The organism is Lysobacter sp. GQ73 (assembly GCF_059758755.1).
On the sequence record NZ_JCAXEE010000007.1, the window covers coordinates 25,895 to 47,347 of the forward strand.

General features: G+C 68.6%; 17 protein-coding genes. 9 read left to right on the forward strand and 8 right to left on the reverse strand.

Translation table 11 applies throughout. The features are described from left to right. Positions 1-83 precede the first annotated feature (83 nt). Positions 84-1,607, forward strand: a complete 1,524-nt coding sequence (locus AC6CH2_RS18075; protein WP_498270410.1) for an OpgD/OpgG family glucan biosynthesis protein — start codon at positions 84-86, stop codon at positions 1,605-1,607. Next, positions 1,604-3,523 carry a glucans biosynthesis glucosyltransferase MdoH gene (gene mdoH, locus AC6CH2_RS18080; RefSeq protein ID WP_498270411.1) on the forward strand — a complete coding sequence of 640 codons (1,920 nt, stop codon included), beginning with the start codon at positions 1,604-1,606 and terminating at the stop codon, positions 3,521-3,523. The genes AC6CH2_RS18075 and mdoH overlap by 4 nt, the downstream gene beginning before the upstream one ends. 670 nt (positions 3,524-4,193) lie before the next feature. On the opposite strand, the gene AC6CH2_RS18085 is transcribed toward mdoH, so the two are convergent. The 6 genes from AC6CH2_RS18085 to AC6CH2_RS18110 form a co-directional block, all read right to left on the reverse strand. Continuing rightward, positions 4,194-4,319, reverse strand: coding sequence for a hypothetical protein (locus AC6CH2_RS18085; RefSeq protein ID WP_498270412.1), 126 nt, complete (start codon positions 4,317-4,319; stop codon positions 4,194-4,196). A 390-nt stretch (positions 4,320-4,709) separates the two neighbouring features. After that, positions 4,710-6,239, reverse strand: coding sequence for an exopolyphosphatase (gene ppx, locus AC6CH2_RS18090; protein ID WP_435395047.1), 1,530 nt, complete (start codon positions 6,237-6,239; stop codon positions 4,710-4,712). A gap of 15 nt (positions 6,240-6,254) precedes the next feature. After that, a complete protein-coding gene (gene ppk1, locus AC6CH2_RS18095; protein WP_498270413.1) occupies positions 6,255-8,339 on the reverse strand; it encodes a polyphosphate kinase 1 in 2,085 nt (694 codons plus the stop codon). 18 nt (positions 8,340-8,357) lie between these two features. After that, positions 8,358-9,716 (reverse strand): phosphate regulon sensor histidine kinase PhoR, encoded by a 1,359-nt coding sequence (gene phoR, locus AC6CH2_RS18100; RefSeq protein WP_498270414.1) that lies wholly within the window; start codon positions 9,714-9,716, stop codon positions 8,358-8,360. 9 nt (positions 9,717-9,725) lie between these two features. Beyond that, positions 9,726-10,433: a phosphate regulon transcriptional regulator PhoB gene (phoB, locus tag AC6CH2_RS18105; RefSeq protein WP_031373561.1), complete on the reverse strand. Its 708-nt coding sequence runs from the start codon at positions 10,431-10,433 to the stop codon at positions 9,726-9,728. Positions 10,434-10,972: 539 nt separating this feature from the next. Next, on the reverse strand, positions 10,973-12,673 hold the full coding sequence (locus AC6CH2_RS18110; RefSeq protein ID WP_498270415.1) for a M48 family metalloprotease: 1,701 nt from the start codon (positions 12,671-12,673) through the stop codon (positions 10,973-10,975). Between the two features lie 266 nt (positions 12,674-12,939). Here AC6CH2_RS18110 and grxC point away from each other — a divergent pair, with 266 nt between their 5' ends. The 4 genes from grxC (at position 12,940) to AC6CH2_RS18130 (ending at position 16,805) form a co-directional block, all read left to right on the forward strand. Continuing rightward, entirely contained in the window at positions 12,940-13,221 is a 282-nt protein-coding gene (gene grxC, locus AC6CH2_RS18115; RefSeq protein ID WP_435395043.1) for a glutaredoxin 3, read from the forward strand. A gap of 318 nt (positions 13,222-13,539) precedes the next feature. Then, positions 13,540-13,875: a carboxymuconolactone decarboxylase family protein gene (locus AC6CH2_RS18120; RefSeq protein WP_115859087.1), complete on the forward strand. Its 336-nt coding sequence runs from the start codon at positions 13,540-13,542 to the stop codon at positions 13,873-13,875. A gap of 224 nt (positions 13,876-14,099) precedes the next feature. Next, on the forward strand, positions 14,100-15,113 hold the full coding sequence (locus AC6CH2_RS18125; protein WP_435395042.1) for an isocitrate dehydrogenase: 1,014 nt from the start codon (positions 14,100-14,102) through the stop codon (positions 15,111-15,113). A gap of 345 nt (positions 15,114-15,458) precedes the next feature. Further along, positions 15,459-16,805, forward strand: a complete 1,347-nt coding sequence (locus AC6CH2_RS18130) for a Na+/H+ antiporter NhaC family protein (RefSeq protein WP_498270416.1) — start codon at positions 15,459-15,461, stop codon at positions 16,803-16,805. A gap of 148 nt (positions 16,806-16,953) precedes the next feature. Here AC6CH2_RS18130 and AC6CH2_RS18135 read toward each other — a convergent pair whose 3' ends face one another. Continuing rightward, positions 16,954-18,183 (reverse strand): lytic transglycosylase domain-containing protein, encoded by a 1,230-nt coding sequence (locus AC6CH2_RS18135; protein WP_498270417.1) that lies wholly within the window; start codon positions 18,181-18,183, stop codon positions 16,954-16,956. Between the two features lie 29 nt (positions 18,184-18,212). Continuing rightward, positions 18,213-18,998, reverse strand: a complete 786-nt coding sequence (gene gloB / locus AC6CH2_RS18140) for a hydroxyacylglutathione hydrolase (RefSeq protein WP_498270418.1) — start codon at positions 18,996-18,998, stop codon at positions 18,213-18,215. Positions 18,999-19,170: 172 nt separating this feature from the next. Between gloB and AC6CH2_RS18145 the strand changes: the two genes are divergently transcribed. The 3 genes from AC6CH2_RS18145 (at position 19,171) to dnaQ (ending at position 21,247) form a co-directional block, all read left to right on the forward strand. Further along, positions 19,171-19,881 carry a methyltransferase domain-containing protein gene (locus AC6CH2_RS18145; protein ID WP_498270419.1) on the forward strand — a complete coding sequence of 237 codons (711 nt, stop codon included), beginning with the start codon at positions 19,171-19,173 and terminating at the stop codon, positions 19,879-19,881. A gap of 30 nt (positions 19,882-19,911) precedes the next feature. Further along, on the forward strand, positions 19,912-20,382 hold the full coding sequence (rnhA, locus tag AC6CH2_RS18150; protein ID WP_435395840.1) for a ribonuclease HI: 471 nt from the start codon (positions 19,912-19,914) through the stop codon (positions 20,380-20,382). A gap of 127 nt (positions 20,383-20,509) precedes the next feature. Continuing rightward, entirely contained in the window at positions 20,510-21,247 is a 738-nt protein-coding gene (gene dnaQ / locus AC6CH2_RS18155) for a DNA polymerase III subunit epsilon (RefSeq protein WP_498270420.1), read from the forward strand. The last annotated feature ends 206 nt before the right edge of the window (positions 21,248-21,453 follow it).

Below are 21,453 nucleotides of genomic sequence, written 5' to 3' on the forward strand. Positions count from 1 at the left end.
TGCCGTCATGCCGGGGCCATGTTCCGGAGTGTTAACAACCCGATCCCTACAATCGCCCGGTTTACCCCCTCCGAAGGTGGCATGTGCACCGACGCGAATTGATCAAGGCCGGGCTGTCCCTGCCGCTGGCCGGCCTGGCCGGCGCCGGGCTGCCGTGGTCGGCACTGGCCGCGACCGGTCCTGCGCGGCCTTTCGACGCCGCCACCGTGCCGGGCCTGGCGCGCGCGCTGGCGGCCAAGCCCTACCGGCCGGCCGACGCCGACCTGCCCGCGGCCTTGGCGCGGATCAAGTACGACACCTATCGCGATATCCGCTTCGACCCCGAGCAGGCCCTGTGGAAAGCCGAGGGCCTGCCGTTCCGGCTGCAGTTTTTCCACCGTGCCTTCCTGTTCAAGCATCGGGTCGACATCCACCGCGTGCACGGCGGCTTGGCCACCCCAGTGGTGTACCGGCCGCAGATGTTCAGCTTCGGCAGCGCGCCGAAGCCGGCCCAGGACGACCTGGGCTTCGCCGGCTTCCGCGTGCACGCGCCGATCAACCGCGGCGATTACTTCGACGAAGTCTGCGCCTTCCTCGGCGCCAGCTATTTCCGCGCGGTCGCCAAGGACCTGCTGTACGGGCTGTCGGCACGCGGCCTGGCGTTGAACACCGGCGCCGGCAACAGCGAAGAGTTTCCGGTATTCACCGGGTTCTGGATCGAGCAGCCCGCGCTCGGCGCCGAACAGATCGTAGTGCACGCGCTGATGGACAGCCCCAGCGTGGCCGGGGCGATGCGCTTCGCGATCACGCCCGGCACCGAGACCGTGTTCGACACCCAGTTGCGCCTGTACCCGCGCGTCGCCCTCGACCGGGCCGGCATCGCGCCGCTGACCAGCATGTATCACTTCGACGCTACCGACCGGGTCGGTGTCGACGACTTCCGCCCGGCGGTGCACGACTCCGACGGCCTGGCCCTGCACAACGGCGCCGGCGAGCAGATCTGGCGCCCGCTGCGCAATCCCAAGACCCTGCAGGAGAGCGCGTTCCAGGACCACCGCCCGCGCGCGTTCGGGCTGATGCAGCGCAAGCGCGGTTTCGCCGACTACGCCGACAGCGAGGCGCATTACGAGCGCCGGCCGAGCCTGTGGGTCGAGCCGGTCGGCGACTGGGGCGAGGGCGCGGTGCATCTGATCGAGATCCCGACCGGCGACGAGTATCACGACAACATCGTCGCGTTCTGGCGGCCGCGCGCGCCGCTCGCGGCCGGCCGAGAACACCGCTACGACTACCGCTTGCACTGGTGCGCGAAACACGCCTGGAAGCCGGCGCAGGCGACGGTCAGCCGCACCCGCATCGGCGCCGGCAACGGCGCGGCGAGGCGGATCGTCATCGACCTCGACGGCGGACGCCTGGGCCGGCTCGCCGCCGAGGCCAAGCCGCGCGCCGTGGTCTGGGCCTCGGGCGGGCGCATCGCCAACGCGATCGCTCACCCCAATAGCGGCACCGGTGGCTGGCGAATGTCGTTCGAACTCGAACCGGGCACTGCCCGCTCGGTCGAGTTGCGCGCGGTGCTCGAGGACGCCGACGGCCCCCTTTCCGAAACCTGGCTTTATCGTTGGACTGCATGAATTCAACCGTCGCTCCCCCGCAACGACCCCACTCCGTGCCGTTCGAAGCGCTGCCCCCGGAATCGCCCCTGGCGATGCCGGTGCAATCGCTGAGCAGCGGCGCACGTTCCGCCAACACCTTGCCTAGCGAGCCGAAGGGCATGGCGCTGCGGCGCCTGTACGTGATCGGCGGCGCCGCGCTGCTGACCCTGGTCGCGGCGTACCACATCCTGCGCGTGCTCTACGTCGGCGGATTGAACCTGCTCGAAGGCGTGCTGCTGCTGCTGTTCGTGGCCTTGTTCGCCTGGATCGCCCTGGCCTTCACCAGCTCGCTGGCCGGGTTCGCCCTGATCCTGTCGCGGCGCCGCTGGCGCCTGGGCCTGAAGCAGGGCGGCGAATTGCCGGCGCTGGGCGAGCGCACCGCCTTGCTGGTGCCGACCTACAACGAAGACCCCGAGCGGCTGATGGCCGGCCTGCAGGCGATCTACGAATCGGTCGCCGACACCGGCCAACTCGACCGCTTCGACTTCTTCATTCTCAGCGATACCACCAAGGAGCCGATCCGCCAGGCCGAGATCCGCGCCTTCCACGCGCTGCGCGAGCGTACCGGCGGCCACCGGCGCATCTTCTATCGCCGGCGCAAGAACAACGCCGAGCGCAAGGCCGGCAACATCGCCGAGTGGGTGCGCCGCTTCGGCGGAGCCTATCCGCAGATGCTGATCCTCGACGCCGACAGCCTGATGACCGGCGAGGTCATCGTGAAGCTGTCGAGCGCGATGGAACGCCATCCCGACGTGGCCTTGATCCAGACCCTGCCGATGATCGTCAACGGCCAGACCCTGTTCGCACGGATGCAGCAGTTCGCCGGCCGCGTCTATGGCCCGGTGATCGCCTACGGCATCGCCTGGTGGCACGGCGCCGAGAGCAATTACTGGGGCCATAACGCGATCATCCGCACCCGCGCCTTCGCCGAGCACGCCGGCCTGCCGGAACTGCGCGGCCGCAAGCCGTTCGGCGGCACGGTACTGAGCCACGACTTCGTCGAAGCGGCCTTGATGCGCCGCGGCGGCTGGGCCCTGCACATGCTGCCCGGCCTGATCGGCAGCTACGAGGAAGGCCCGCCCTCGCTGACCGACATGCTGGTGCGCGACCGCCGCTGGTGCCAGGGCAATCTGCAGCACACCGCGGTGTTGCCGGCCAAGGGCCTGCACTGGATCAGCCGCATGCACCTGCTGATGGGCATCGGCCATTACTTCACCGCGCCGATGTGGGCGGTGATGATGCTGATCGGCCTGGCGATTCCGCTCGACAAGGCCGGCTTCTTCAACTGGGAAAGCGCGCGCCTGCCGGGCTTCTCGCCGGGCGACTACTGGCGCGACCAGGACCCCGAGCGCGCGCTGTGGGTGTTCCTGGCGACGATGGCGGTGTTGCTGACGCCGAAGGTGATGGGCTTCATCACCATGTTGCTGGACGGCAACACCCGGCGCGGCTGCGGCGGCGCGATCCGCGCCTTCTTCAGCATGGTCCTGGAGACTCTGCTGGCGGCGTTGATGGCGCCGATCACCATGTACGTGCAGTCGCGCGGTGTGGCCGAGGTGCTGTCGGGCAAGGACTCGGGCTGGGAATCGCAGCGTCGCGACGACGGCAGCCTGCCCTTGTCGGGATTGATCCGCAGCTATGGCGGCCTGACCCTGTTCGGCCTGCTGATCGGCGCGATGGCCTATGTGGTGTCGCCGCCGCTGGCGGCATGGATGTCGCCGGTGATCATTGGCCTGGTGGTGTCGATTCCGGTGGTGGCGCTGACCTCGGCGCGCGGGCCCGGACAGTGGCTGCGCCGGATCGGCATCTTCCGTATCCCCGAGGAAATCACCCCGCCGCCGGTGTTGGTGAGGGCGAAGCAATTGCGGGCGGAGGCGGCCCAGCGGTCGGCGGGGTGAGGGAGGTTGTCCGTTGGCGTTCGCTTCGACGCGGGAACTTCCTGTAGGAGCGGCGTGAGCCGCGACCATGGGACGCGCAGAGGTGCCAGGGCAGATGTCACCCATCGAAGCGGCGAACTGTCGCCAGGGTAGGAGCGGCGCAAGCCGCGACATCGCTGCGGCGGTCTTGCGGCGCCTCTCTCATCTAATAGATCAAGATCAACATCAAGATCAAACCCAAAGCTTCCGCCACTAAAGCGGCGGGTTACTTTCTTTTGTCTAAAGCAACAAAAGAAAGGTAACCAAAGAAAAATGCTTCTCTTTGAATCAAGGGCCCGCACGACCGATGCCGACGCGGAGATTTTTCATACGGGACCTCCCTGTCCCGATGAAAAACGGCCCGCATCCCTGCGCACCTCCCTCCGGGTCTTCGGTGGCCTTCGCGAGTGCGGAACGGCGCACGGCAACAGCAAAATCCTTGCGGCAAAGGGTAAAAGGCAAAAGGCAAAGCGGGCGACGGTCGATCCCGGCCCACGAAAGGATCGCCGGCAGCCGCAGTTCGCGGTCGCGGCTTGCGCCGCTCCTACCCGGCGAAAGGACACCGCTTCGATGGAGACATTGGCGCTGTTGTCTCTGCGCGTCCGGTGGTCGCGGCTTACGCCGCTCCTACAGTGATCGATCGCAGCTAAGCCTAGGTTGCCGAGAACTTTGCAGTTGCAGTGCCGTTGCCGTTGTAGTTGTTGTTGTTGTTGTTGTTGTTGCTGTGCGTCGCCTCGCACTCGCGAAAGCAATAGAAGACCCGGAGGGCGGCCTGCATGGATGCAGGCCGTTTTTCATCGGGACAGGAGGTCCCGTATGAAAAATTACCGCGGATGCACCGATCGTGCGGGCCTGTGATTCAAAACAAAGCATTTTTCTTTGGTTACCTTTCTTTTGTTGCTTTAGACAAAAGAAAGTAACCCGCCGCTTTAGTGGCGGAAGCTTTGGGTTTGATCTTGATCTTGATCTTGATCTATTGAACCAGAGAAACGCCGCAAGACCGTCACAACGATGTAGCGGCTTGCGTCGCTCCTACCCTCGCGATGGCTCCCGCCTTCGATCGATGACGAAAGCGCTGCGGATCTGCGCGTTCCGTGGTCGCGACTCACGTCGCTCCTACACAGAGAGCCAGTAGCGACGCGAGACCGAAGTGCGACGCTCGCGCCGATCAAGCCGCCAACAACTTCAACGCAATCCCCAACCCCGCCATATCCTGCGGCTCGCCCTCCAGGTCGGCATGGATCAGCGGGCGGGATTCGAGCCAGCGACGCGAGACGGTCAGGGTCAGGGTGTTGCCTTCGCCGTGGGCGTCGAGCTGGGGGATGGGGTCGGATTCGTGGGCGCGGTGTAGCAGCACGGCCAGGCGCAGCAGGGCCGAACTGCGGCGCACCGCCGACAGCAGGCGGTCGGGCAGGGCGTCGAAGGCGGACTTCGGGATGCCGCGGCGGTGGGTGCGCACCAGGGCGGCGAGGAATTGCTGCTGCTGGCGCGAGAAGCCGGAGATGTCGGAGTTCTCGATCACGTACGAGCTGTGCACGTGGTACTGGCTGTGGGCGATCGCCAGGCCGAGTTCGTGCAGGCGCGCGGCGCGTTGCAGCATCAGGCGGTCGTCGGCGTCCAACTGCCAGCTTTCGGCGACCTGGTCGAACAGGCGCATCAGGGTCGCTTCGACTCGCGCGGATTGTTGTTCGTCGATGCCGTAACGGTTGACCATCGCCTTGACCGCGGCATCGCGCGGGTCGTCGGCGCCGCCGCGGCCGAGCATGTCGTAGAGCACGCCTTCGCGCATCGCCGCCTTGCTGATCGCCATGCGCTGCAGGCCGAGCACGTTGAAGGCGGCCTCGAGGATCAGGATGCCGCCGGCGATGATCGGGCGGCGGTCGGCCGACAGGCCGGGCAGGTCGATCTCGTCGATGCGGTCGGCCTGGAGCAGCCGGTCGCGCAACTGCGGCAGGGCCTCGGCGATCACCGCGCCCTTGGTCAGCTTCATCGCCGCGCAGATCTCGCCGATGGCCTTGTTGGTGCCGGAGGCGCCCAGGGCCTCGTGCCAGCCGAGCGAGCGGTAGGTGCCTGCGAACTGCTGGAATTCGGCCGAGACCTCGGTCAGCGCATCGCGCCATTTCTTCTTCGACAGCTTGCCGTTCTCGAAGAAGCGGCGGGTCGTGGCGACGCAGCCGACCTGCAGGCTTTCGCGTTCGATCGCCTCGAAGCCGCTGCCGATGATGCACTCGGTGGAGCCGCCGCCGATGTCGATGACCAGGCGGCGTTCGCCGGGCTTGGACGGTTGCGCGTGAGCGACGCCGAGGTAGATCAGGCGGGCTTCTTCGCGGCCGGAGACGACTTCGATGGCGTGGCCGAGCGCGGATTCGGCCGGCATCAGGAAGGCCTGCGGGGCGGCGAGACGGCGTACGGTGTTGGTGGCGAGGGCGCGCACGCGTTGCGGCGGCACGTCGCGGATGCGCTGGCCGAAGCGCGACAGGCAGTCCAGCGCGCGCTGGCGGACCTCAGGGGCGAGGCCGCCCTTGCGGTCCAGGCCTTCGGCCAGGCGTACCGTCTCGCGCAGCCGGTCGACGGTGCGCAACTGCCCCAGTACGTAGCGGGCGACCACCATGTGGAAACTGTTCGACCCCAGGTCGACGGCGGCGAGCAGGTCGCCGTCCTGGAGCGGCAGGCGGGTGGTCGGGAAAATATTGTTCATGTGCGGGATTTTCGTTTATCCGCACAACTTGGCCAACAGGGTGGCCTGTGCCGAATGGGGCATCGCGCCTTCCTCGGGCACCACGCGCAGGTACCGACCGTCCGACTGCAGCTCCCAGGCGTTGAGGTTGTCGGCGAGGTAGTTCGACAGCGCCTCGTCGTAGACGCGGGCGCGCAGGTCGTGGTCGAGGACCGGGAAACCGGTCTCGACCCGGCGCAGCAGATTGCGTTCGAGCCAGTCGGCGCTGGAGCAGAACAGGTCCGGCGCGCCGTCGTTGGCGAACCAATAGACCCGATGGTGTTCGAGGAAGCGGCCGACGATCGAGCGCACCCGGATGTTGTCGGAAATGCCCTCGACGCCCGGGCGCAGGGTGCAGGCACCGCGCACGATCAGGTCGATCTGCACGCCGGCCTGCGAGGCCTGGTACAGCGCGCGGATCACCTGCGGCTCGTTCAAGGCGTTCATCTTGGCGACGATGCGGGCCGGCTTGCCGGCGCGCGCGTGCCTGGTTTCGCGGTCGATGCGCTTGAGCACCCCGGCGTGCAGGGTGAACGGCGACTGCAGCAGGCACTTGAGCTTGAGCGACGGTGCCAGCCCGGACAGTTGCTGGAAGATCAGGTGGACGTCGTTGCCGATGTCGGGATCGGCGGTGATCAGGCCGAAATCGGTGTAGGCGCGCGCGGTGCCGCTGTGGTAATTGCCGGTGCCCAGGTGCACGTAGCGGCGCAGCTTGCGGCCCTCGCGGCGCACGATCAGCAGCATCTTGGCGTGGGTCTTGTAGCCGACGACGCCGTACACGACCTGCACCCCGGCCTCCTGCAGGCGGTCGGCGAGGCCCAGGTTGGCTTCCTCGTCGAAGCGCGCGCGCAGCTCGACCACCACGGTGACGTCCTTGCCGTTGCGCGCGGCCTGCACCAGTTGCTCGACGATCGGCGAATCCTTGCCGGCGCGGTACAGGGTCTGCTTGATCGCGAGCACGTGAGGGTCTTCGGCGGCCTGTCGGATCAGCTCCAGCACCGGGGAGAACGCATCGAAGGGATGGTGCAGCAGCACGTCGCCGTCGGCGACGGTGTCGAACATGGTGTCCACGCCGGGCAGGACGCGCTGCTGGTAGGCGGGAAATTTCAGTTCCGGGCGCTGGACCAGGTCGTACACCTGGATCACCCGGTTGAGGTTGACCGGGCCGTTGATGCGGTACACCGCGTTCTCGGGCAGGTCGAAATTCTCCAGCAGGGTGCGCACGATCGGCTTCGGGCACTGCTCGGCGATCTCCAGCCGCACCGCGCGCAGATAGCCGCGGCCGATCAGCTCGTCGCGCAGGGCCAGGGCGATGTTGTCGACTTCTTCTTCGTCGACCAGCAGTTCGGAGTTGCGGGTCACCCGGAACTGGTAGGCGCCCTTGACCTCCATGCCCGGGAACAGTTCGTCGACGAAGGTCGACAGCACCGAGGACAGGAACACGAAGTCGTGCTTGCCGCCCGAGACGTTCTCGGGCAGTTGGATGATGCGCGGCAGCGAGCGCGGCGCGCGCACGATGGCCAGGTTGCCGGCGCGGCCGAACGCGTCCTTGCCCTTCAGCACTACCACGATGTTGAGCGACTTGTTGAGGATCTTCGGGAACGGGTGCGCCGGGTCGAGGCCCAGCGGCGACAGCACCGGCATGATTTCGTCGCGGAAGTAGGCGCGCAGCCAGCGGGTCTGGCGCGCGTTCCAGGAATTGCGCCCGAGCACGCGCACCCCGGCGTCGCTGAGCGCCGGGCGCAGCACGTCGTTCCAGCATTCGTACTGCGACTTGACCAGCTCGGCGGCGCGGTCGTGGATGCGCGCGAGCACGGTCGCCGGCGCCAGCCCGTCGGGGCCCGGCGCGAGGCCCAGGTCCTGGGCATGACGCATGGTGCCGGCGCGGATCTCGAAGAACTCGTCGAGGTTGGTGCAGGAAATGCACAGGTACTTCAGCCGCTCCAGCAGCGGCACCTGCGCGTCCTGGGCCTGGGCCAGGACGCGGAAATTGAAGTCCAGCTGGGACAGTTCGCGATTGAAGTACAGGGCGCTGTCGCGCAGCGGATCGGTGTCGAGCGGGGTATCCGTCATCGCATTCATGGCGCTGCTGCAGAGTTCCTAAGGCAGGACGTCGGGGAGAGTATCGGCGAATGCATCGTGATAGGCATCGCGGCGGCGGATCCGGTCGATGCCGAAGTGGCAGGAGAAGGTGCTGCCGCGGCCGACTTCGCTGGCGATTTCGAGCCGCGCCTGGTGCAGGTGCAGCACGTGCTTGACGATCGACAGGCCCAGGCCGGTGCCGCCGCTTTCGCGCGAGCGGCTGGTCGAGACGCGGTAGAAACGCTCGGTGATGCGCGGCAGGTGCGCGGCCGGGATGCCGTAGCCGCTGTCGACCACCTCCAGCACCGCGCCGCGGGCGATGCCGGCGCTTTCCGGGCGGAAGCGGATGCGGATGGTGCCGCCGGCCGGGGTGTAGCGGATCGCGTTGCTGACCAGGTTGGAGAACGCGCTGTGCAGTTCCTTGTTGGAGCCGAACAGGTCGACCCCGGCCAGGTCGTCCATCGCGATCTCGTGCCGGCCCTGGCTCAGCGCATTGGCCTCGCGCTTGAGCGTGGACAGCATCGAGGCCATCGCGACGATTTCCTCGGCCGGCAGGCTGTCCTGCGATTCCAGCCGCGACAGGGTCAGCAGGTCTTCGACCAGTTGAGTCATGCGCTGCGACTGGCGCTGCATTTCCGCGAGCATCGGCGCCCAGTCCGGGTGTTCTTCCGGATCGAGCAGGTCGAGGTAGCCGTGCACCACGGTCAGCGGCGTGCGCAGTTCGTGCGAGACGTTGGCGACGAAGTCGCGGCGCATCTGCTCGAGTTGCAGCAGCCGGCTGACGTCGCGCGCGACCAGCAGCCAGAGGTTTTCCGAGTACGGGATCAGCCGCAGGCTCAGGGTGATCGCCGGATTCCACGGCGAAGCCGCTTCGAGCGGTTCGGCGTTGCGGCCCGAGGCCAGCCAGTGCGCGAGCTGCAGCGGCTGCAGGCGCTGCACCACCGGCGCGCCGATGTCGCGCGGATAGCGCAGGCCGAACAGGCCGTTGGCGGCCTCGTTGAACCACTGGATGCGCTGGCTGTTGCGCTCGACCACGACGATCGCGTCGGGCATCGCCGCCGCGGCGGCGCGGTAGGCGCGCAGCATCTCGATCAGGCGGCGCTTGCGCCCGCGCATCTCGGCCTGGCTGCGGTGCAGCAGGCGGTCGAGTTCGTTCCAGATGCCTTCGCCGAGCGGCGGGGTGAGGCGCTGGCGCGCGGTCAGCCGGATCAACACCCGGCGCAGCCGCCAGTAGTGCCAGGCGACCACGCCGAGCGCGGCGAAGGTGACGACCGGCCAGGGATAGCCGATCAGCACCCCGAGCACGGCGGCGCCGACCAGGATCAGGGCGAGCTGACCGAGGGTGCGGAACCAGGCGGAGCGTGCGCGGGGAGGCATACCTCCAGCTTACGCGGCGAGCGAGGCGGAAAAACGATACCCCGCGCCGCGTACGGTCTGGACCATGCCGTCGAGGTGATGCGGCTCGAGAGTCTTGCGCAGGCGGCGGATATGCACATCGACGGTGCGCTCTTCGACGTAGACGCTGCCGCCCCAGACGTGATCGAGCAACTGGGTGCGCGAGTACACGCGCTCGGGGTGGGTCATGAAGAAATGCAGCAGTCGGTACTCGGTCGGGCCGATCTGGACCGGCTGGTCGCCGCCTTCGCCGTGGGCGAACACGCGGTGGGCGGCGCCGTCGATGCGCAGCGGACCGACCCCGACGCTGCCGTCCTCGTCGTCCTCGCGCGAGCGGCGCAGCACCGCGCGGATGCGGGCCAGCAGCTCGCGCGCCGAGAACGGCTTGACCACGTAGTCGTCGACCCCGGCTTCGAGGCCGCCGACGCGGTCGTTCTCTTCGCCGCGCGCGGTCAGCATGATGATCGGGATCTCGCGGGTCAGCGATTCCTTGCGCCAGCGCCGGGCCAGTTCCAGGCCGCTGGTGCCCGGGAGCATCCAGTCGAGCAGGATCAGGTCGGGGACGCGGTCGGCGATCGCCGCCTGCGCCTCGCGGGCATCGCCGGCGTGGACCGGGTCGTATTCGCCCTTGCGCAGGGCAAAGGACACCATGTCGCGGATGGCGGGTTCGTCTTCGACTATCAAGATGCGCTTCTGCACACGGTCACCGAGGGGGAGGCGGGGAGGGCTCGTCCTTGAAACCGCGCCAGTACACTACCGTTTTATGACTACTCCATGACAAGGTTTGGGTTGCATTGCCGGCTTTGTGATGCGGCGCGCTTGCCTGGGGCTGTTTTCGCGATCCCGCTGCAGGACCGCGATTACCCAGGATTGGTGGCGCTTTCGCCGTCGTTGCCGCCTTGATGCGCGACGCTGGAGTTTGGCGTTCAGATGACATCGCGATGGCAGACGGCGAGCCGACGGGCCGCAGATGGCGGCCCGGCGACGCTACCGTGGCGGTGCGATGGCGGCCGCGTGCCGGCCGATCCCTGGCGCGGGGCCGATTCGCCCCTTCGACAGAGGGCGGACGGGCCCTGCGCGACTGCGAGGTCCGCTCGACTCCTGGGGGACGGATCTGTCAGAGCGGCTGCCAAGCCGAAGCCCCCGTTCCGCTTGTCCAAGGGGAACGCCCCGGAGGGCCCGGAAGCTTGATCTGACCCTCGGCGCGGGGGATGCCTTTCCCGCAGTCGGCAGCCCGCCTAGCGTCGCTTCAGGTCCTCGTCGCGCACGCCCTGGCGCTTGAGCTCCAGCACGGTCGGGGTGATCGCGGCGATGCGCGCCTCGATCCGGGCGCGGGCGTAATAGTCCAGGTCCGGATTGCGCTTGAGCGTGTTCAGCTGGACCAGGGCCTGTTCCGGGCGGCCGCGCAGGTAAGCGGCCTCGGCATAGGCTTCGCCGGCCCGGATCGAGTCGCCGGCGATCTCGCAGGCCCGGGCGAACAACTGCTGCAGCAGCGGGTCGTCGCCACCCTGGCCGAACAGCGGCCGCAACACCGCCTGGGCGCGCTGGCCGGCGGCCGGCGTGTTGCGGTCGGTCAGCACCTTGGCATAGCCCAGGGCGATGGCGCGATTGTTCGGGGTCTGGCGCAGCAAGGCCTCGAAGCGGGTGTCGGCCGCAGCGGTCTTGCCGGTCTGGGCCTCGGCCTCGGCCAAGGCCAGGCTCAGCCAGACCTGGCCGGGATGCTTCTGCAGCAGTTCGCTCAGCACCGGCACCGCCGCGCCGGGCTGGTTGGAGCGCATCCGCGCCAGGGCCATGCCGTAGCGGCGGGCGTCGCTGTCGCCGCCGAGGCGTTCGTATTCGCGCACCGCTTCGCGCGGCGAGACCGCGCTGAGCACGCGCAGGCGCTCGCGGGCGAACTCGAACACGCCGGTGCTGCCGGAGGTCAGCGATTGGTCGAACAGCTTCAGCCCGCTCGGCAGCAAGGGGTTGTCGGTGCCGCTGGCGTTGTCGGGCAGGGTGAACGGCGCCTTGGGGATGCGTTCGACCCGGGTCGCGTTCGGCGTCGCGGTGACCGCGGTCAGGCTGTTCTTGCCGGCGATCTGTTCGGCGCGTTCCTTGGCTTCGCCGATGCGGGTGGTGGTGACCGGGTGGGTCATCAGGTAGTCGGGCGTCTCGCCGTACCAGTTGGCGGCGTTGCTGCGCGACACCACCTGCATGCGGGCGAAGAAGTCGGCCATCGCGGTCGGGTCGTAATGGCTGCGCGACAGGGTCTGGATGCCGATCCGGTCGGCCTCGGACTCGTTGGAGCGGGTGTAGTTGATCTGGCGCTGCTGCATCAGGCCCAGGCCCGAGGTGATCGCGGCCATGGTCGCGTCGTCGGTGGAGTTGGAGCCGGCGCTCTGCGCGGCCACGATCGCGCCGAGCATCGCCAGCAGGATCGGCAGTTGATCGCGCTGGGCGCGCTCGACCCCGCGCAGCACGTGCTGCTGGGTGACGTGGGCGACCTCGTGCGAGATCACCGCGGCCACCTCGTCCTCGCGTTCGGCGGTCAGCACCAGGCCGGAGTTGACGCCGATGTAGCCGCCGAGAGTGGCGAAGGCGTTGATCTGGCGCTCGCGCAGCATGAAGAAGGTGAACGGCTGGCTGGGCTTGTCGCTGTTGGCGGCGAGGCGGGTGCCCAGGGTGTCGAGCCAGCTGTCGATCAGCGGGTCTTCGAGCAGGTAGTCGTAGTGGCGCAGCTGCGCCAGCATCATCGCGCCGTACTGGCGCTGCTTGGCCGGCGTCAGCAGTTCCGCTGCCGAGGAGCCGATATCGGGCAGCCTGGATTCCTGCGCGCTCGCGCAGACGCTGCCGAGGGCGAGGGTGACAGCGGCGGTGAGCAAGGCGATGCGGCGCAAGCGGTGAGTCCTCGAAACCAGACGGAAGATGGGGACGGCGGGGTGCGAAAGCGGGCGGGGCATTCGCGGCGGATGCATGGCAGGATGCCGCCCGGGGGACGGCATGGCGTGAATGCGTCGTTAACTCATCGGTTCAACGCCCGGCTGCCGCTATCGGGGTCGTCGCGACGCCGCCAAGCGAGCGTAGCCGGTGCCAGTACCCGACGCCGGCGTATTGCCTGCGTACCGGGCCGTGCGGGACTGCGTTCCATCGACGAACTTTAAACTCCCCGTTGCCGTAGCCATATTCGACCGCAGGACCACCCCAGAGTTCAGGCAGGAGAACCGTTTTGAGCGACACCGCCCCCCAACCGCCGTCGATCGTGATCTATACCACCGCGATCTGCCCGTATTGCGTCGCCGCGAAGAATTTCCTCAAGAGCAAGGGCCAGCAGTGGACCGAGGTCCGCATCGACCTGGACCCGGCCGAGCGCGAGAAGATGATGGCGCTGACCAAGCGCACCAGCGTGCCGCAGATCTTCATCGGCCAGACCCACGTGGGCGGCTACGACGACATGATCGCCCTGCACCGCGCCGGCGGCCTGGACCCGCTGTTGGCGGGGGTGAGCTGACGCGCCAGGCGGCACTGCCGCCTGCGTCAGCGAACGCCCGGCCAGGGATGGCCGGGCCGGACGATCCGCAGCCGGACCCGCATCGCCATGGATGGCAAGCGCGTACCCCAATCCTTAAGCGGCACTGCCGCCTGCGTCAGCGAACGCCCGGCCAGGGATGGCCGGGCCGGACGATCCGCAGCCGAACCCGCATCGCCATGGACGGCAAGCGCGTACCTCTCATCTCAAGGAACCTGTGTGAGTAACGATCGTACCGACGACAAAGCCGCCCCGAACGAAAGCGACCGAGTCGCCGAGTTCACCGCCTTCCGCAAGCGCATGAACGAACGCATCCTGGCCGAACCGAACCAGGTGGTGCGGCGTTTCTTCGCCCTGGATACGCAGACCTACCAGCCCGGCGCACTCGACCTGAAGACCAAGGAACTGCTCGGCCTGGTCGCCTCGATGGTGCTGCGCTGCGACGACTGCATCAGCTATCACGTCGCCCAGTGCAAGGAGGCCGGGGTCAATCGCGACGAGATGTTCGAAGCGTTCTCGGTCGGCCTGGTGGTCGGCGGCTCGATCGTGATCCCGCACCTGCGCCGCGCGGTCGACTTCCTCGACCGGCTCGAACAGGGCGAAGCGGCCGCGCCGGCCGGTCACGACCACGGCTGAGCGCGTCGCTGTCCGACCCTGAAGCGGGGCGAGACGGCGGTAGCTGAACACGGGGCCACTGCGCCGAATCGCATCGGCGGCTGCGCCGAATCGGGCCGATCGGCGCCACCGACCAAGGTCCAATACTCCTGCGAATGCAGGCGGGACCCGCTTCCGGCATAATTACGGGGCTCACACCTCGTGCGCCGCGCCGCTTGCGCCGCGCCCTACAGCTGGAAATCCTCATGACGCAAACCATTACGGTCATCCGTGGCGACGGCATCGGCCCCGAGATCATGGACGCCACCCTGCACGTGCTCGACACGATGAACCTGGGCCTGTCCTACGAATTCGCCGATGCCGGCCTGGTCGCGCTGGAAAAGCACGGCGAACTGCTGCCGGCGGCGACGATGGACTCGATCCGCAAGAACCGCATCGCCCTCAAGAGCCCGCTGACCACGCCGGTCGGCGAGGGATTCAGCTCGATCAACGTCGAGCTGCGCAAGCGCTTCGACCTGTACGCCAACGTGCGTCCGGCCAAGTCGTTCCCGAACACCAAGTCCCGCTTCCCCTCGGGCGTGGACCTGATCACGGTGCGCGAGAACACCGAAGGCGCGTACATCGGCGAAGGCCAGTCGCTGTCGGAAGACGGCGAGACCGCGATGCTGACCCAGAAGATCACCCGCCGCGGCTCCGAGCGCATCGTGCGCTACGCCTTCGACCTGGCGCGCCGCACCGGCCGCAAGAAGGTCACGGTGGTGCACAAGGCCAACATCCTCAAGTCGACCTCGGGCCTGTTCCTGAAGACCGCGCGCGAAGTGGCGCAGCAGTATCCGGACATCCAGTGCAACGAGATGATCGTCGACAACACCTGCATGCAGTTGGTGATGCGTCCGGAGCAGTTCGACATCATCGTCACCACCAACCTGTTCGGCGACATCATCTCCGACCTGTGCGCCGGCCTGGTGGGCGGTCTCGGCCTCGCCCCGGGCGCCAACATCGGCACCGACGCGGCGATCTTCGAAGCCGTGCACGGCTCGGCCCCGGACATCGCCGGCAAGGGCATCGCCAACCCCTGCGCCCTGCTGCTGGGCGCGGCGCAGATGCTCGACCATCTCGGCCAGCCGGAAAAGGCCACCGCGCTGCGCGAAGCGATCATCGCCACGCTCGAAGCCAAGGACTCGCTGACCCCGGACCTCGGCGGCGAAGGCAACACGATGTCGTTCGCCAAGGCCATCGCGAGCCGCATCGCCGGCTGATCCTGCGGCCGTCGCAAGACCCAGCGGGGCGCCTTCGGGCGCCCCGTTTCGTTTGCGGCGGCCCTCATCCGCCCTGCGGCCATCTCCTCCCGCGAGCGGGAGAAGGTAGCGGGCGCTGTCGCCTCGATGGAGGGGGCTGAGGCCATCGCCTCGGGTGCTCCTCCCTCTCCCGCGTGCGGGACAGGGCCGGGTTGAGGCAGCCGCCCTGGGGAGAGGGGGTGAGTGGGCCACGCCCCCGGCCTCCCCGCTGGCATGGCCCCGACGCAACATTCCACCGCCAGCACTCGACAAGCGTGATGCTGCGCTGCAAAATCGCCAGGTTTTCTAATCCATTCGGATGAAGCGATGAATCAACTGCCCCGCCCCGGCGCTCCGCTATCCCCCAGTGCCTGGGCGCTGACGCCGCTGCTGGTGTTCCTGGCCCTGTTCTTCGGGGCCGGGCTGTATTTCACCTCGCACGGCGACGCCATGGGCTTCTACCAGCTGCATGCGCCGGTCGCGATCCTGCCGGCGCTGGCGCTGGCGGCGTTCATCGCCTGGCGGCGCGGGATCAAGCCGCTCGACACCCTGCTGTCGGGCATGGGCGATCACAACGTCGTGCTGATGTGCCTGATCTTCCTGCTCGCCGGCGGCTTCGTCGAAGTATCCAAGGCGATCGGCGCGGTCGACGCCATCGTCGCCCTCGGCGTCGGCAACGTGCATCCGGCCTTGTTGTTGCCGGCGCTGTTCGTGGTCGCCGGTTTCATCTCGCTGTCGCTCGGTACCTCGATGGGCACCATCGCCGCGGTCGCGCCGATCGCGCTGGGCGTGTCCGACGCCTCCGGCCTGGACCGCGCGCTGGTGCTCGGCGCGGTGATCGGCGGCGCGACTTTCGGCGACAACCTGTCGGTGATCTCCGACACCGCGATCGTCGCCAGCCGCACCCAGGGCTGCACGATGCGGGAGAAATTCCGCGAGAACCTCAAGCTGGCCTTGCCGGCGGCGATCGGCACCCTGGTGCTGCTCGGCTTCCTCGGCGAGACCGCGCCGGTGAGCACGCCCGATGCGGTGTCGCCGTGGCTGATCCTGCCTTACCTGGTGGTGCTGGGCCTGGCCATCGCCGGCGTCGACGTGATCATCGTGCTCAGCATCGGCTTGGTGATCGCCGGCCTGTTCGGCGTGTTCCTCGCCGAAGATTTCGGCTTCGCCGCCTACACCGCGCACATCTGGGACGGCTTCGAGAGCATGGTCGAGATCACCTTGCTGTCGTTGCTGGTCGGCGGTCTCGGCGCGTTGATGAAAGCCGCCGGCGGCCTGGCCTGGCTGGCCCAGGTGATCGGCAAGTTCGCGCGCGGCCATCGCAGCCGCCGCGCCGGCGAGATCAGCATCGCCGCGCTGTCGGCGACCAGCGATGTATTCACCGCCAACAACACGGTCGCGATCCTGATCAGCGGCGGCCTCGCCCGCGACGTCGCCCAGCAGCACGGCGTGCCGCCGGCGCGCGCGGCGAGCGTGCTCGACATCTTCGCCTGCGTGACCCAGGGCGTGCTGCCGTACGGGGCGCAGATCCTGCTTGCTGCGTCTTTGAGCCAGGTCTCGCCGCTGGCCCTGGTCGGCAACGTCCACTACAGCTGGCTGCTCGGCGGCATCACTGTGTTGACGATACTGTGGCCGTCGCGCCGGCGCGGCGAGGCCGTCAACGCGGCGACCTGATCGGCCGATTCCACCGATTGCGCGGCGTGCGCAACCGGTGCCGAGCCCGGCCAGGCTCGTGCATCGCAGCGTTGCGAGTCGAAGAACTCCGGCCGGGCCCGGCGATGGTTCTACGAAGCGTCGAGGATTTGCGCGTCGCCGATGTCGATCAGTCGGCGCTGGCCTGCGCATCGATCAACAAGGCCTGGCCGGGCTTGAGCACGGCCTTGCCGTTCAAGCCGTTGCGTTCGAGCAGGTCGGCGACGCGGATGCGGTAGCGCTTGGCGATGGTCCAGGCGTTGTCGCCGCGGCCGACGGTATGGCGGCGCGCACCGGCGGCTTGCTTGGTCTGTGCCTCGGCGACTTCGACCGAAGCGGTGGTGACGGCCTGGGCGCCGGTGTCGCTCGCGTTGGCGCGGGTATTCGGCGGCAATCCGATGTCGGCCAGGGTCTGGTCGGCGGCGAGCGGAGCGGGCGCGGTGTTCGCAGCCGCGGCGACGGCGAGCAAGGGCGCCCGGCGGGTGCTGGAACGGCCGATCGTGCCGTTGGCGAACACCGGGTTGAGGCGGCGCAGCTGCGCCGCATCCTGGCCGGTGCGCGCGGCCCAGGCGTCGATGCCGCCGACCTCGGCCGGCACCGTCACCGCCTGCAGGTGCGGCACCGGGCGGTCCAGCGCCTGCAGCCATTCGTCGCGGTCGTCGGCTTGTTCCATCAGGCACGACAGCGCATGCAGTTTGCGCACGTAGGCCTGGGTGATGTCGGACAGGCCGGTGAGCTGGTCGGGGCGGGCATTGGCCGCGGTCTGGCCGTTGCGCTTGAGCGCGTTGAGGATGCGGTACTCGCCGGCGTTGTAGGCCATCACCGCCAGCCGCCAGTCGCCGCCGAACATGCCGTGCAGGGTCTTGAGATAACGCACCGCGGCCTGGGTCGAATCGACCGGCGACAGGCGGCCGTCGTAGCCCTCGCGCATCGGCACGCGGTGATTGCGCGCGGTCAGGGCGATCATCTGCCATAGCCCGGCGGGGCCGGCGGCGCTGCGCGCGCCGGGGCGGTAACCGCTCTCGACGAAGGGGATCAGCGCGTACTCGGTCGGCAGGTGCGCTTCGCGCAGGGCATCGACCACGTAGCCGAACAGCGGCAGCAGGTCGTCGTCGGAACGGGCCAGGCGCTTGGGCGCGGCGGCGAAGTGCTGGCGCCAGCGGGCGCTCACGCCGGGTTCGCAGCTCGGGTCGGCCAAGCCCTCGCGAAAGCGTCGATAGATCTCGCGGCCGTTGCGGGTCGGTCCGGACGGCGCCTCGGCCTTGGCCGGAGCGGTCTTGGCCTCGGCGGCTTCGGCGGCTAGGGCGGGCGAGGCGCAGGCTGCGCCCAGCCACAGTGCGGCGAGCAGGGCGGCACGCACGGGCGCGCGCCGTTTGGCGTCGGCCCGCCTCAAGCGCGGAACCCGTCTTTCCAGCGCCGCAGCTCGGCGAAGGTCTGGATCTCGTCCTCGGGCGGATGGCCCAGGCGCGAGGTGATCGCGCGCAGCACTCCGGGTTCGCGGGTGCGCAGGAAGGGATTGGTCGCGCGCTCGTCGAGCAGGCTGCTGGGAACGGTGGGACGACCGGCATTGCGCATGGCCTGAGCCTGTTCTATGCGGCGCCGCAGCGCCGGGTTGTCGGGTTCCACCGCGCTCGCGAAGGCGGCGTTGGACAGGGTGTATTCGTGGCCGCAGCAGACCCGGGTCTCGTCCGGCAGGGCTGCCAGGCGGGTCAGCGAGACCAGCATCTGGGCGGCGGTACCTTCGAACAGCCGCCCACAGCCCAGGCTGAACAAGGTGTCGCCGCTGAACAACAGGCGCTCGTCGCCATGGGCGCCGCGGTCCAGGTAATAGGCGATGTGGCTGCGGGTGTGGCCGGGCACGGCCAGCACGTCGAGGGTCCAGCCGGCCACGTGCAGCTTCACCCCCTCGTCGACCCGGGCGGTCGCGCTGTGGATGCGCTCGTCGTCGGGGGCGAACACCGGGATCTCCGGCCAGCGCTCGCGCAGCGCAACGATGCCGCCGATGTGGTCGTCGTGGTGGTGGGTCAGCAGGATCCCCACCGGTCGCAGGCCGTGCGCGGCCGCGGCCATGACCGGCGCGGCGTCGCCGGGGTCGACGATCAGTGCCGACTCGTCGTCGCCCGACAGGGCCCAGATGTAGTTGTCGCTGAAGGCGGGCAGGGCGAGCAACCGCATCGTCGGTCTCCTGGCGGGCGCGGGCCGGAGGGCCGCTGCGCGGGGCTGGGGGCCGGTAAGGCCCGCTATCGGATTTGCCTGGCGCGGCCGGCGGGCGCACAGTCGGGGTCTTCGCAAGCCCCCGTGCCGTCCTGGCCCGATGCCTTCCGAGACTCCTGTCGAGAACGCGACCATGCCCGCCCCGTCCCACGGCCGTCAACCCGACCCCGTCCCCGCGTGCCCGCTGCAATGGTTCGGCGAAGTCGCCGGGCAGGGGCTGCTGGAAGTCGAGTCGGCGGCCATGGCGCGGGCGCTGGCGGCCAGCCCGACCTTGCCCTGGGCCTGGTTCGGCGTCGCCGCGGCGTCGCCGCCCGGCGGCCGCCGCGGGGTCGCGCTGCGGCGCAGCCCCAAGGGTTTCGACGGCGCCCTGCGCTGCCGCCTGCCGTTGCCGCTGGCCAGCGAGGCCTTCGGCGCGGTGCTGCTGCAGCACGTGTTCGACGACGGCGCCGACCCGCAGCCGCTGCTCAGCGAATGCGCGCGCATCCTCGCGCCCGGCGGCCGGCTCTGGCTGGCGACCTTGAACCCCTGGAGCCCCTACCGCCTGCGCTGGGCCGGCAGCGGCCTGCGCGCGCGCGATGCCGGCCACTGGCAGGCGATGCTGCGCGCCTCCGGCTTCGGCGCCGACGCGATCAGCCTGCAATGGCTGGGACCGCGCTGGCGGGTCGCCCACGGCGAGGCCGGCGTCGGCGCCGCCGACCTGGTGCGGGCCGGGGTCGCCCTGACCCTGACCAAGCGCGTGCACGCGGCGATACCGCCGATGCGGCTACAGCAATTGCGCTGGCAGACCGGGCTGGTGCCGCGCGATGCGCATCGCGGCTCCACCCGCGGCGCGCAAAGGCGATAATGCCCGGCTGCCGTACAGAGAAGCCGTTGCGTGAGCGAATCCAGTCAAGACGCCGAGAAGATCGTAGAAATCCACACCGACGGCGCCTGCCTCGGCAATCCCGGCCCGGGCGGCTGGGCCGCGCTGCTGCGCTACAAGGGCCGCGAGCGCGAACTCGCCGGCGGCGAGCCGGACACCACCAACAACCGCATGGAGCTGATGGGCGCGATCATGGGCCTGGAGGCGCTGAGCGAGCCGTGCAAGGTGGTGTTGACCACCGACTCGCAGTACGTGCGCCAGGGCATCACCCTGTGGATCAACAACTGGGTGCGGCGCGGCTGGAAGACCGCCGGCGGCGATCCGGTCAAGAACCGCGACCTGTGGGAGCGCCTGAACGCCGCGAGCCGGCGCCACGCGATTGACTGGAAATGGGTCAAGGGCCATTCCGGCGACCCCGACAACGAGCGCGTCGACGTGCTCGCGCGGGTGCAGGCGGAGCGGCTGCGGGCTTATCGGCCTTGACCGCAGGAACGAGTGGAGAGGAACGAGCAACGAGTGGCGTTCACTCGTCACTCGTTCTAGTTACTAGTTCCTCGTTACTAGTTGCTGTTTCCTCGCCCCCTCGCTCACTCCTCATTAGAATGGCCGCATGCGTCAAATCATCCTAGATACCGAAACCACCGGTCTGAGCTGGGAGCGCGGCAACCGCGTGGTCGAAATAGGCTGCGTCGAATTCGTCGAACGCCGCCCGACCGGCCGCACCTATCACCAGTACATCAAGCCCGATTGCGATTTCGAGGCCGGCGCCCAGGAAGTCACCGGCCTGAGCCTGGAAATCCTGGCCGACAAGCCGCCGTTCGAGCAGATCGTCGACGAGTTCCTCGCCTTCATCGACGGCGCCGAAGTGATCATCCACAACGCCGCGTTCGACGTCGGCTTTCTCGACAACGAACTGTCGCGTTGCGGCCCGCAGTACGGCAAATTGCGCGACCGCGTCACCATCGAAGACTCGCTGCTGCTCGCGCGCCAGCGCTTCCCCGGCCAGCGCAATTCGCTCGACGCCTTGTGCAAGCGCCTCGGCGTCGACAACTCGCACCGCCAGTTGCACGGCGCGCTGCTCGACGCCCAGTTGCTGGGCGAGGTCTACATCGGCCTGACCTCGGGCCAGGAAGAGATCGGTTTCGGCGACCCCGGCGCGGCCGCGGCCAAGCTCGAACAGGCCAGCTTCCAGGTCGACGCCAGCGCCCCGCGCCCGCGCGTGATCGTGTTGCCGGCCGAACTCGCCGCCCACGAGGCGCGCCTGGAAAAGCTGCGCAAGAAAGCCGGCAAGTGCATCTGGGATCTGGCGATGCCGCCGGTCGAGCTCGTCCAGGCGGTCGAGGCCTGAGCGGAAGCACCGCGAACCCTTGCGGGCAAAATGCTGAAGTCTCCGAGTCCCTGCCTCGCGGGGATGGCGGCTGGCGCCAGCGCGGCAGTCCTGGATGACGAGCCGGGATGACGAGCCGGAGCGGCTCGTGCCTCGCAAGCCAGGCCGCTCTTATCGCAGGCTTGGAATTGATTAGACGACTAGACCTTGGGTAAGGCCGGCGGCGC